The organism is Kitasatospora sp. NPDC057904, assembly GCF_042887925.1.
GTDB lineage: Bacteria > Actinomycetota > Actinomycetes > Streptomycetales > Streptomycetaceae > Kitasatospora.
In genome coordinates this window covers 42,900-54,983 of sequence record NZ_JBHVOL010000007.1, presented here as the reverse complement: position 1 = coordinate 54,983, position 12,084 = coordinate 42,900, and the positions used below count along the sequence as shown (strand labels likewise).

The window sequence follows — 12,084 nt, the reverse complement described above, 5'->3', positions numbered from 1 at the left end:
GACCCTCACTGTCACGGACGCCGCCAACCCGGCCCACACCGCCACCTCGACCGTCACCGTCACGGCCTCGCCCATCGCGGGCACCGCCCCGGGCGCCCCCACCGCACTGACCGCGACGGCCGGCAACGGCCAGGCGGCGCTCGGGTGGACGGCCCCCGCGAGCAACGGCGGCGTCTCCATCACCTCCTACCGCGTCTACCGGGGCACCGCGAGCGGCCAGGAGAGCCTCCTCACCACCGGCGGCTGCAGCGGCCTCGGCGCCGTCCTCTCCTGCACGGACACCGGGCTCACCCCGGGCCAGACGTACTACTACAAGGTCAGCGCCGTGAACTCGATCGGCGAGGGTGCCCAGAGCAACGAGGCCAGTGCCACCCCCACCGGCTGCCCGCCCCGACAGCTGCTCGGCAACCCCGGGTTCGAGACCGGCAGCGCCGCGCCGTGGACCGCCAGCTCGGGTGTCGTCAGCAACAGCGCCACCGAGCCGCCGCACAGCGGCAGTTGGGACGCCTGGCTGGACGGCTACGGCAGCACCCACACCGACACCCTCGCCCAGTCCGTCACCCTGCCGACCGGGTGCGGCACCTACAACCTCTCCTTCTGGCTGCACGTCGACACCGCCGAGACCACCACCACGACGGCCTACGACACGCTCAAGGTGCAGGTCCTCAACAGCTCCGGCACGGTGCTCGCCACCCTGCACACCTACTCCAACCTCGACCACAACACCGGCTACGCGCAGCGGAGTCTCGACCTGTCGCCGTACGCGGGCCAGAGCATCACGCTGAAGTTCACCGGCAGCGAGGACTACGAGAAGCAGACCTCGTTCGTCATCGACGACACCGCGGTCAACGTCTCCTGACGGACCCCGCCCGGCCGGCCCTCCCGCACACCGGGAGGGCCGGCCTCCTGGTGCGCGGCGCACGGCTGCCGTACCGTCGGTCGCCGTGACCCTCGACCAGGACCGCGCGAACCGGATCTTCCCGCCCGCCACCTACGCGGACGGCGTGCCGTACGACCTCTACCGCGAACTGCGGGCGGCCGGGCCGGTCCACCGGATCGAGGAGCCGCCCGTCGGCGACTGGCCCGCGGGGCCGGGCTACTGGGCGGTGCTGCGGCACGCGGACGTCAAGCACGTGCTGCGCAGCCCGGGGGACTTCTCCTCCCACCTCGGCGGCACCCAGATCCGCGACCCCGAGACACCCGCCGACCTGGCCTTCGCCCGCACGATGATGCTCAACCAGGACCCACCGGACCACTCGCGCCTGCGCCGCATCGTCGCCGCCGCCTTCACCCCGCGTGCCCTGGCCGACCTGGCCGCCGCCATCGAGAGCCGCGTGCACGAACTCGTCGACACCGTCCGGCCGTTGGGCGCCACCGACTTCGTCGGCCTGGCCGCCGACCTGCCCCTGTGGACGCTCGCCCGGGTGATGGGCGTCCCCGACCGGGACCGCCGTCTCCTGCTGGACTGGGCGAACCGGGTGATCGGCTACCAGGACGCCGACCACGCCGCGTCCGCCACCGCCGACCCGGCCGGCCTGACCCTCCTCGGCCGCGCCGCCCTCGCCCACCGCCCGACCGCCACCCCCGGCGGCCGTCCGCTCAACCCGCGCTCCCGCGCCGGCCTCGCCGACCTCTACGCCTACGCCCACTCCCTCGCCCGACAGCCGGACGCGGACGGCCTGTTGGCCCGCACCCGGGAGGCGGGGCTGACGGTCGACGAGTTCGAGACGATGTTCTTCCTCTTCGCCGTGGCCGGCAACGAGACCGTCCGCAACGCCCTGCCCGGCGGGCTCCACGCCCTGCTCAGCCACCCCGACCAGTACCGACTGCTGTGCGAGAAGCCGGAGTTGACCGCATCCGCAGTCGAGGAGATGCTGCGCTACTGGCCTCCCGTCGTGGAGTTCCGCCGCACCGCCACCCGCGACCTCACCTTGGCGGGCCGGCCCGTCCGGCGGGGCGACAAGGTCGTCGTCTACCACGCCTCCGCCAACCGCGACGAGCACGTCTTCCCCGACCCCGACCGCTTCGACATCACCCGCACCCCGAACGACCACGTGAGCTTCGGCTACGGCCCCCACTTCTGTCTCGGTGCCCAACTCGCGCGCCTGCAGATGACCGTGATGATCCGTCACATCGTCACGACCCTTCCCGGCCTGGAGCTCGCGGACCCGGGCCGAGCCCCGCAGCGCCTGGTCTCCAACTTCCAGAACGGACTCAAGTCCCTCCCGATCAGATGGCGCGCGGGCGGCGGCTCGCGCCGGGTGAGCGGCGCGCGCGTCAGCGTACGCAGTCCGGGCAGAGCCCCCGGTAGGTGACCTCGGCGCCCGACACGGTGAAGCCGAAGCGCTGTTCGGACGGGAGGTCGGCGAGCGGGTCGCCGGCCGGGTGGACGTCGCGGATGGTGCCGCAGTCGGTGCAGACGAGGTGCTGGTGGGGGTGGTGGGCGTTGGGGTCGTAGCGCTTGGCGCGGCCGTCGGTGGCGACCTCGACCACCTCGCCGAGCGTGACGAGCTCGCCGAGGGTGTTGTAGACGGTGGCCCGGGAGATCTCGGGGAGCCGCTCCGCGGCGCGGGCGTGCACCTCGTCGGCGGTGAGGTGCACGTGGTCGCCGTCGAGGACCTCCGCCACGACGCGCCGCTGGGAGGTGAGGCGCCAGCCGCGCTCGCGCAGTCGTTCCAGGAGGTCGCTCATGTCGGTTCACCTATTCAGGTCAATGGAGAAACCCGGAGTTTATCAGCGGATATCAGGGTTATCCGGTATTGGACCCGATACTTCCCTGGTGTCCTTCTTGACTTGGATTGCGTCCATCGTAGGATCGGCTCCGGCATTAGCCTAGGCAGCAGCACACCAGGTAGCGCAAGACACCGTGATCCGCCTTGTCAGGGAAGGATTCCCATGTCTGAGAACCACGATGCAACCGGAGTCGGAGCACAGGCGGAGGGCACGGGCGGCTGCCCGGTCGTCCACGGGCGCGCGGCGCACCCCACCCAGGGCGGCGGCAACCGCCAGTGGTGGCCCGACCAGCTGAACCTCAAGATCCTCGCCAAGAACCCCGCGGTGGCGAACCCGTTCGGCGCGGAGTTCGACTACGCGGCGGCCTTCGAATCCCTCGACCTCCCGGCCGTCAAGCGCGACATCGCCACGGTCCTCACCACGTCGCACGACTGGTGGCCCGCCGACTACGGCAACTACGGCCCGTTCATGATCCGCATGGCCTGGCACAGCGCGGGCACCTACCGCATCCGCGACGGACGCGGCGGCGCCGGCGGCGGCCAGCAGCGCTTCGCCCCGCTCAACAGCTGGCCGGACAACGCGAGCCTGGACAAGGCCCGCCGCCTGCTGTGGCCGGTCAAGAAGAAGTACGGCCGCAGCCTGTCCTGGGCCGACCTGATGGTCCTCGCCGGCAACGTCGCCCTGGAGACGATGGGCTTCGAGACCTTCGGCTTCGGCGGCGGCCGGGTCGACGAGTGGGAGCCGGACGAGGACGTCTACTGGGGCCCGGAGACCACCTGGCTCGGCGACGAGCGCTACACCGGCGACCGCGAGCTGGAGAACCCGCTCGCCGCGGTCCAGATGGGCCTGATCTACGTCAACCCCGAGGGCCCCAACGGCAATCCGGACCCGATCGCGGCCGCGCGCGACATCCGCGAGACCTTCTACCGGATGGCGATGAACGACGAGGAGACCGTCGCCCTCATCGCCGGCGGCCACACCTTCGGCAAGACCCACGGCGCCGGCCCGGCGGACAACGTCGGCCCCGACCCCGAGGCCGCGCCGATGGAGCAGCAGGGCCTCGGCTGGAGGAGCGCCTTCCGCACCGGCGTGGGTGGCGACGCGATCACCAGCGGCCTGGAGGGCGCCTGGACGCACACCCCCACCACCTGGGACAACTCCTTCTTCGAGACCCTCTTCGGCTACGAGTGGGAGCTCACCGAGAGCCCCGCCGGCGCCCACCAGTGGATCCCGAAGGACGGCGCTGGCGCCGACACCGTGCCCGACGCGCACGACCCGTCGAAGCGGCACGCCCCGGTCATGCTCACCACCGACCTGTCGCTGCGCCTGGACCCGGTCTACGAGCCCATCTCCCGGCGCTTCAAGGACGATCCGGCGCAGTTCGCCGACGCGTTCGCCCGCGCCTGGTTCAAGCTCACCCACCGTGACATGGGCCCGGTCGTCCGCTACCTCGGCCCGGAGGTCCCGAGCGAGGAGCTGATCTGGCAGGACCCGCTGCCGGCGGCCACCGGCGAGCGGATCGACGCCGCCGACGCCGCCGCGCTCAAGGAGCGCGTCCTCGCCACCGGCCTGTCCGTCGCCCAGCTGGTCTCCGCCGCGTGGGCCGCCGCCTCGTCCTTCCGCGGCAGCGACAAGCGCGGCGGCGCCAACGGGGGCCGGATCCGCCTCCAGCCGCAGGCCGGCTGGGAGGTCAACGACCCGGACGAGCTCGCGATCGTGCTGCGCGCCCTCGAAGGCGTCCAGCGGGACTTCAACGCCCGGGCCGGTGCCAAGCACGTCTCGCTGGCCGACCTCGTCGTGCTGGCCGGCGGCGCGGCCGTCGAGAAAGCGGCGAAGGACGCGGGGGTCGCGGTCGAGGTGCCGTTCGCGGCCGGGCGCGTGGACGCCTCGCAGGAGCAGACCGACGTCGAGTCGTTCGCGGCGCTGGAGCCCTCGGCCGACGGCTTCCGCAACTACGCCGGCAAGGGCCAGCGGCTGGCCGCCGAGTACCTGCTGCTCGACCGGGCCAACCTGCTGACGCTGAGCGCCCCCGAGCTGACCGTCCTCGTCGGCGGCCTGCGCGTCCTCGGCGCGAACCACGGCGCGTCCACGCACGGCGTGTTCACCGACACGCCGGGCGTGCTGACGAACGACTTCTTCGTCAACCTGCTCGACCTCGACACCACGTGGAAGGCCGCCTCCGAGGACGCGACCACGTTCGAGGGCCACGACTCCTCCGGCGCCGTCAAGTGGACCGGCACCCGCGCCGACCTCGTGTTCGGCTCGAACTCCGAGCTGCGTGCCGTCGCGGAGGTCTACGCGAGCGACGACGCCAAGGAGAAGTTCGTCCGGGACTTCGTCGCGGCCTGGGTCAAGGTCATGAACCTCGACCGGTTCGACCTCGCCAAGGCGTGACGCCCGGCTCGGGGCCGGGCTCGGGGCCTGTCCGCACGGACAGGCCTACACCGGGCCCGGCCCCGAGCCGACGCTCACCAGCCCCGTCTCGTAGGCGGCCACCACCACCTGGGCCCGGTCCCGCAGGCCCAGCTTGCCGAGGATCCGGGCCACGTGCGTCTTGACCGTCGCCTCGGACAGGCCGAACCGCGCGGCGAGTTCGGCGTTGCTGAGCCCGCGCGCGAGCAGGGTCATGACCTCCAGTTCGCGCGGGGTGAGCGCGGCCAGCTCGCGGTGCGGTGCGGCGGGGGCGTCCGGGCGGGCGAAGCGCTCGACGAGGCGGCGGGTGATCGCCGGGGCGAGCAGGGCGTCGCCGGAGCGCACCAGCCGGACGGCGGCGGCCAGGTGCTCGGGGGTGACGTCCTTGAGCAGGAAGCCGCTCGCGCCGGCGGCCATCGCGGCGTAGACGTACTGGTCGAGGTCGAAGGTGGTCAGCATGATCACCCGCGGCGGCTCCTGCGCCGTGTCGGCGACGATCCGCCGGGTGGCCTCCAGGCCGTCCAGGACGGGCATCCGGATGTCCATCAGCACGACGTCCGGTCTGGTCCGGCGCACGGCGGCCACCGCCTGCTCGCCGTCGTCGGCCTCGGCGACCACCTCGATCCCCTCGGACTCCAGGATCAGCCGGAAGCCGGTGCGCACCAGCGCCTGGTCGTCGGCGACCACCACGCGCAGCGGGTCGGTGCTCATGAACTCTCCAAGGGGATCAGGGCCTTGACGCGGTAGCCGCCGCGTGGCCGGGTGTCGGTGTGCAGGGTGCCGCCGTAGACGGCGAGGCGCTCGCGCAGGCCGATCAGGCCGCGGCCGTTGCCGGTGGCGGCAGCGCCGGTGGGGCGGCCGCCGGTGTCGGTGACCTCGACGGCCAGGTGGGCGGGGGCGTACTCGACGGTGACCTCGGCGGCGGCGCCGCCCGCGTGCTTGACGGTGTTGGTGAGCGCCTCCTGGACGACCCGGTAGGCGGCGAGTTCGACCCCGGGCGGCACGGCGCGGCGCTCGCCGGAGACGGTCAGCCCGACCGTCAGCCCGGCCTGCCGGACGCCCTCGACCAGCGCGTCCAGCCGGCCGAGGCCGGGCTGCGGGCTGAGGTCGGCGGTGGCGGCCGGGTCGTCGCCGGTGCCCGCGTCGATCGTCAGCAGGCCCATGACGTGCCGCAGTTCGGTCATCGCCGCGCGTCCGCCGGTCTCGACGGCGGCCATCGCCTCGCGGGCCTTGTCCGGCGCGGTGTCGAGGATCTTGCGCGCGGCCCCGGCCTGGATCGTCATCATGCTCACGTTGTGCGTCACGACGTCATGCAACTCCCGGGCGATGCGGGCCCGTTCGTGCTCGACCGCGCGCTGGAGCGCGGCCAGCTGCTCGCGTTCGAGGGCGGAGAGCCGCTCGTGGCCCTCGGCCGCCCGGCGGCGCCACATGCGCAGTTCGTAGGCGACCGCGAACACCGGCACGAGGAGCAGCACGGCGACCACGCCGTTGGGGAAGTGCGGCAGTTTGGCCTCGGCGAAGAGGACCACGAGCGTGGTGGCGGCGGCGGGCAGGCTCGCCAGGACGGCGGCCGGGCGGCGCCCGTACGCGGCGACGCTGTAGGCGGCGATGACGACGGCGACGCCCGCCGAGTAGGCGATGTCCTCGGACTGGTGACGCACCAGCAGCGCGAGCGGCAGGACGGCCCACAGCACCGCCAGCGGGTACCGGCGGCGAAGCGCGAGCGGCAGCGGCACGACCGGCACCATCAGGAGGAGCGCGGAGTGCGGCTCCTGGACGATGAGGACGTAGTGCGTGCCGAGGAAGGCCAGGAACAGGGCCAGCGCGACGTCGAACGCCCACCCGCGCCGGGTCGGCAGGGGCGGTGGCGGTCCGGCGCTCGGGCGGACGGCCGCGCGCAGCCGGTCCGGGGTCAGGGCTTCGATCACCGGCACATTGTGGCGGCCGGGCGCCCGGCTGGACAGCCCCGCGTCCGGCGGAGCCTCCTACCCCCGTCGACTACGTCGCAAGGATGACGCCGCGCGCCGTACCTCCCGCGCGGTACGGAAGTTGCCGCGCTCGGCGGACGCGGGTGCCCGGCCTCCGTCCGTACGGTCGTCCCGACCCACCAGGGACGACACGCGTCCCGACCCACCAGGGACGACACGAGGGACGACGATGAGCACCACACCGGTGATCGAACTGCGCGGCGTGAGCCGCGGCTACGAGGGCGCGCGGGCCGCCCTGGACGACGTCACGCTGAGCGTGCGGCCGGGCGAGTCGGTGGCCGTGCTCGGCCCGTCGGGGAGCGGGAAGTCCACGCTGCTCAACCTGGTGGCCGGGCTGGACCGGCCGACCGCGGGGACGGTCACGGTGGCCGGGGCGCGGGTCGACGGGCTGAGCGAGGCGGCCTCCGCCCGCTACCGGCGCAGCACCATCGGGATGGTGTTCCAGTTCTTCAACCTGCTGGACGACCTGACCGTGGCCGACAACGTGGCCCTCGCCGGCGAACTGGCGGGCGTGCCGCGAGCCGAGGCCCGGCGGAGGGCCGCCGAGCTGCTGGAGGCGCTCGGCGTCGACCGGCACGCCCGCGCCCACCCCGGCCGGCTGTCCGGCGGCGAGCGCCAGCGCGTCGCGGTGGCCCGGGCGCTGATGAACCGGCCGACGCTGCTGCTGGCCGACGAGCCGACCGGCGCGCTGGACTCGGCCTCGGGCGAGGACGTCAAGGAGCTGTTCCGGGAACTGCACGAGGACGGGCAGACGATCCTGCTGGTGACGCACGACCTGAGGCTGGCCGAGGACTGCGCGACCCGCACGGTCCGGATGCGCGACGGCCGCGTCGAGGCGGATTCGGCGGTGGCGGCATGAGCGAGCGGAGGGAGCTCATCGTGGGTAGGTGCGCGTTGCGCGAGGCGCTCGCCGTGCGAAGCGGAGGGGGGCGGCATGAGCGAGCGGAGGGAGCTCATTGTGGGTAGGTGCGCGTTGCGCGAGGCGCTCGCCGTGCGAAGCGGAGGGGGGCGGCATGAGCGAGCGGAGGGAGCTCATCGTGGGTAGGTGCGCGTTGCGCGAAGCGCTCGCCGAGCGAAGCGAGGGGGGCGCATGAGCGCCCTCGGGAGGGTCGTCCGGGCCGGTGTGCGCCGCCGCCGGACCCAGTCGGTCGCCATCGGCCTGGCCGCCACGGTGGCCACCACCTGCTCCGTGCTGGGCGGTTCGCTGCTGGTCGCCTCCCAGGCGCCCTTCGACCACGCCTTCGAGGGCCAGCACGGCGCCCACCTCACCGCCCGCTTCGACGGCGCCCGCACCACCGCGGCCGGGCTCGCCGCCTCCGCCCGCGCGTCCGGCGTGACGGCCGCCGCCGGCCCGTTCCGCACCGTCACCGTCGACCCCGCGCCGGGCCCGGGCTCGACCGTCCCGGCCGGGGTGACGCTCCCGCCGATGACCGTCGTCGGCCGCGGCTCGGCCACCGGCGGCGTCGACGACGTCACGCTCCTCAAGGGGACCTGGCCGCACGCGGCGGACGAGGTGGTGCTCGACACCGGGTACGGCAGCACGCCCGCCGAGCTCGGCGGCTCGATCCGGCTGCCCGGCCTGCCGGGCGCGCCCGCGCTGAAGGTGGTCGGCCTCGCCCGCTCCGTCAGCCGCACCGCCGACGCCTGGGTCACCCCCGAGGGCGTCACCGCCCTCACCGCGCCCGGCACCACCCCCGGCTACGAGATGCTCTACCGCTTCGCCGACGCGGGCACCACCGGCGCGATGGACGCCGGCCGCTCCGCCGTCGCCGCCGCCGCGCCCGCCGGGGCGCTGACCGGCGCGCAGTCCTGGCTCACCGCCAAGCAGGGCTCGGACCGCAACACCGCGCTGTTCCTGCCCTTCCTGGTCGCCTTCGGACTGCTCGGCATGGCGATGTCCGTCCTGGTGGCGGGCAACGTCGTGGCCGGCGCGGTCGGCACCGCCACCCGGCGGATCGGCGTCCTCAAGGCGCTCGGCTGCACCCCGGCCCAGGTGGTCCGCGCATACGTCGGCCAGGCGCTGGTGCCGGCCGCCGTCGGCACCCTCCTCGGGGTGGTCGTGGGCAACCTGCTGACCGTCCCGGTGCTCGCCACCACCGGGCAGGTCTACGGGACGGACGCCTCCGGCATCGCCCCCTGGGTCGACGCCGCCGTGGCGGGCGGCACCCTCGTCACCGTCGCGCTCGTCGCCTGGGCCGCCGCCGCCCGGGCCGGCCGGCTGCGCACGGTGGACGCGCTCGCCGTCGGCCGCACGGCGGGCGGCACCCGGCGCGCCGCGGTCGCGGCCCGCGCCGCCGCCCTGGCGGCCCGGCTGCCGCTGCCCCGGCCGCTGAGCCTCGGGCTCGCCCAGCCCTTCGCCCGCCCGGCCCGGGCCGCCGGGATGCTCGCGGCCGTGTTGTTCGGCACCGCAGCGGCGGTCTTCGCGGTGGGCATGGGCGGCACGATGACGTGGGTGCAGGAGGCGAAGAACCACGACGGCGCGGACGTGTTCGTGCACCCGCGGCGGGCGGACGGGCCCGGCTCCGGTGCGACGGCCGGCCGGCCGGTCGCCGCCGATCCGGCGGACGTGACCGCCGCGCTGGCCGGCCGTCCGGGCACGGCGTCCTCCTACGGCACCGGCACGGTCGACGTCGCCGTCCCCGGCGTGGCCGGCAGCACCACGGTGACGGCGTTCCAGGGCGACGCGTCCCGGGCCGGCTACCGGATGGTCTCCGGCCGCTGGTACCGGGGCCCGGGCGAGGCCGTCGCCCCGGCCACCTTCCTCACCGAGGCGAACGTCCGGCTCGGCGACCGGGTGACGTTCACGGACCACGGCCGGCCGGTCACCGTGACCGTCGTCGGAGAGGTCTTCGACCCGCACGTCCAGACGAACGAACTGCTCACCGACGCCCGGAGCTTCCCGTCCGGGACGGCCCCCCGACCGGACGCCTGGTTCGTCACGCTGACCAAGGGCACCGACCGGGCCGCCTACGCGGCCGCCCTCGGCACCGCGCTCGCCCCGGTGCACATGAGCGCCGAGGTCGGCGCGCCGCACGGCTCCAGCGGCTCGATCGCCGCACTGGACTCGCTGACCGCCACGCTGACCCTGCTCCTGGTCGTCGTCGCCGGGCTCGGGGTGTTCAACACCGTCGTCCTGGAGATCCGGGAACGCACCCGGGACATGGGCGTCACCAAGGCGCTCGGCATGACCCCGACGCAGACCGTGGGCGTGGTGCTCGCCTCGGTCGTCCTCGTCGGGGTGGTCGGCGCGGCGATCGGCCTGCCCGTCGGGCTGCTGCTGCACGGGCTCACCGTGCCCGCCATGGGTCACAGCGCCGGGCTCGACTTCCCGGCCTCGGCGCTGGACGTCCTCGGCGCGCCGGCGCTGGTTCTGCTCGCCGGCGGCGGGGTGCTGATCGCCGTTCTCGGGGCCCTGCTGCCCGCCGTCCGGGCGGCGCGGACGCGGACGGTGGCCGCGCTGCGGGCGGAGTGAGTGCCAGGGGCGCGTGTCGCCGGTTCAGGCCGGGTGCCGCGACGGCGGGGCACGCGCCCGCGCCCCGCGGAGCCCGGTCAGTCCCGGCCGGGCTCCTCGGCCTTCCGCTCGGCCGCCTTGACCTGCTCCTCGAACGCGCGGGCGTCGATCCGCTCGACCGTGGCGCCGTGCTTCGCGGCCAGCTCGTCCGCCGGGCCGGGGGACGCCTCGCGCACGTCCACCACGAGCATCGCACCGCCGTCCGGTACCCGCGGCGACAGCACGATCAGTCCGGCGCCGCCCTCCGTCGCCTGGTGCTCCTCGGCCGCGTTGCCGAGCACCGCGCCCGCCGCGAAGCCCAGCAGCACCCCGATCGGCCCGCCGAGCAGGCCCACCAGCCCGCCCAGCACGCCGGAGCCCACGGTCGCCACGCCCGCACCGCGCACGAAGCCGTCCCGCACCTCCAGCAGGCCGTCGGCGCTGCGCTCCAGCGCGGCCACCTGCCGCAGGCCGGGCAGGTGCTGCGCCTCGTCGTAGGCGGCGCGCCAGCCGGCGGCGTCCGGGAAGGTCAGCAGGACGACGTTGTGCTGCTCGCTCATGGTGCTCCGATCGGTCCACGGGTCCCGGGCTCCATCGTCACCCTGGGTGCCGGGCGCTGCCACAGCAGCGACCGGCCGCCGGGCTCCCCGGGGGCGGCGGCCCCGAAACGTGGGGTCCGGTTTGTGCGGCCTGCACCGTCCCGGTTTTGGCCAGGTGTGGGGCGGCCGTCGGGCCGGGCGGGGGAGCGGCGGGCGCGGCGGCCGGTGGCGGGACCGGGCATGGCCTGGGGGAACGGGGGCGGGGTGCCGGGCCGGACCTTATTTCGATCGTGGCCGGAATTGCGTCGGGTGGGGCGCACGCCCCTGGTGTGACGCGTGAGGCGCTGCCAGGATCCGGACCCGGCACGCCCGTGCCAGATCCCATCGCTTCGAGGAGGCAACATGCTGCCCACGGCTGAGCGGGTTCGCGCGCTCAAGGACGAGGACTTCCGGCTCACCCTCGGCCAGGGCCACCAGGTCCACCCGGCCGGCGAGCTCGCGGACGAGCTGTACGTGACCGCCTCGGTGCAGTCCGGCACCTGCGGCGGCTGGTCGAGCTGCGGCCGCGTCTGCAGCTTCTGAGTCCTCCGGGGGCCGTGAGGCCTCCGGAGCCGGCCGATCCCGGATCCCGCGGCTCTCCCGAGCCCACGGTCCGGGGTCGCGGCCGGCGCGGGTCCCGGCCGCACCGCCGGGATCCGCGCCGCGTCCGCGCCGCCGGCCGGCGGTTCGACCGTGGCCGGCCCACGGCACCGGGCACCCCACGGCCCTGGTGCTCTCCGGCCGCGAGGCGGACGGTACGGCTGCACTGCAACTCAACACCCCTGAGAGCGCGTCGAGTTGCCCAAGCAGGCGCAGCCGGTGACCGGTCCGCGGGGTGGTGCCCCGACCCCACGCCGGGGCACCACCCATCCTGAGCGGTCGG

Annotated in this window: 10 protein-coding genes; 6 read left to right on the top strand and 4 right to left on the bottom strand. The window is 74.7% G+C overall.

What is annotated here, in order from left to right; genetic code table 11:
* A partial coding sequence (locus tag ACFVSN_RS19180; RefSeq protein ID WP_387956255.1) for a fibronectin type III domain-containing protein occupies nucleotides 1–859 on the top strand: 859 nt, incomplete at its 5' end.
* Between the two features lie 85 nt (nucleotides 860–944).
* Complete coding sequence (locus tag ACFVSN_RS19175; protein WP_380436487.1) at nucleotides 945–2,315, top strand: cytochrome P450; 1,371 nt, start codon at nucleotides 945–947, stop codon at nucleotides 2,313–2,315.
* Here the strand turns inward: ACFVSN_RS19175 and ACFVSN_RS19170 are convergent.
* A complete protein-coding gene (locus tag ACFVSN_RS19170) occupies nucleotides 2,278–2,691 on the bottom strand; it encodes a Fur family transcriptional regulator (RefSeq protein WP_380436485.1) in 414 nt (137 codons plus the stop codon). The two genes, ACFVSN_RS19175 and ACFVSN_RS19170, sit on opposite strands and share 38 nt — an antisense overlap.
* Before the next feature lie 204 nt (nucleotides 2,692–2,895).
* Between ACFVSN_RS19170 and katG the strand changes: the two genes are divergently transcribed.
* Nucleotides 2,896–5,127, top strand: coding sequence for a catalase/peroxidase HPI (katG, locus tag ACFVSN_RS19165; RefSeq protein WP_387956254.1), 2,232 nt, complete (start codon nucleotides 2,896–2,898; stop codon nucleotides 5,125–5,127).
* Nucleotides 5,128–5,172: 45 nt separating this feature from the next.
* Here the strand turns inward: katG and ACFVSN_RS19160 are convergent, their stop codons facing one another.
* Together ACFVSN_RS19160 and ACFVSN_RS19155 are read right to left on the bottom strand one after the other, a co-directional pair.
* Nucleotides 5,173–5,856 (bottom strand): response regulator, encoded by a 684-nt coding sequence (locus ACFVSN_RS19160; RefSeq protein WP_380436481.1) that lies wholly within the window; start codon nucleotides 5,854–5,856, stop codon nucleotides 5,173–5,175.
* Nucleotides 5,853–7,073 (bottom strand): sensor histidine kinase, encoded by a 1,221-nt coding sequence (locus ACFVSN_RS19155; RefSeq protein WP_387956253.1) that lies wholly within the window; start codon nucleotides 7,071–7,073, stop codon nucleotides 5,853–5,855. The genes ACFVSN_RS19160 and ACFVSN_RS19155 overlap by 4 nt, the downstream gene beginning before the upstream one ends.
* A 229-nt stretch (nucleotides 7,074–7,302) precedes the next feature.
* Here ACFVSN_RS19155 and ACFVSN_RS19150 point away from each other — a divergent pair, with 229 nt between their 5' ends.
* Nucleotides 7,303–7,992: an ABC transporter ATP-binding protein gene (locus tag ACFVSN_RS19150; RefSeq protein WP_380436477.1), complete on the top strand. Its 690-nt coding sequence runs from the start codon at nucleotides 7,303–7,305 to the stop codon at nucleotides 7,990–7,992.
* A gap of 231 nt (nucleotides 7,993–8,223) precedes the next feature.
* Nucleotides 8,224–10,605, top strand: a complete 2,382-nt coding sequence (locus tag ACFVSN_RS19145; RefSeq protein ID WP_387956252.1) for an FtsX-like permease family protein — start codon at nucleotides 8,224–8,226, stop codon at nucleotides 10,603–10,605.
* A gap of 77 nt (nucleotides 10,606–10,682) precedes the next feature.
* Here the strand turns inward: ACFVSN_RS19145 and ACFVSN_RS19140 are convergent, their stop codons facing one another.
* Nucleotides 10,683–11,183: a histidine kinase gene (locus tag ACFVSN_RS19140; protein WP_380498151.1), complete on the bottom strand. Its 501-nt coding sequence runs from the start codon at nucleotides 11,181–11,183 to the stop codon at nucleotides 10,683–10,685.
* A 381-nt stretch (nucleotides 11,184–11,564) separates the two neighbouring features.
* Between ACFVSN_RS19140 and ACFVSN_RS19135 the strand changes: the two genes are divergently transcribed.
* Nucleotides 11,565–11,744: a hypothetical protein gene (locus tag ACFVSN_RS19135; protein ID WP_387956251.1), complete on the top strand. Its 180-nt coding sequence runs from the start codon at nucleotides 11,565–11,567 to the stop codon at nucleotides 11,742–11,744.
* The last annotated feature ends 340 nt before the right edge of the window (nucleotides 11,745–12,084 follow it).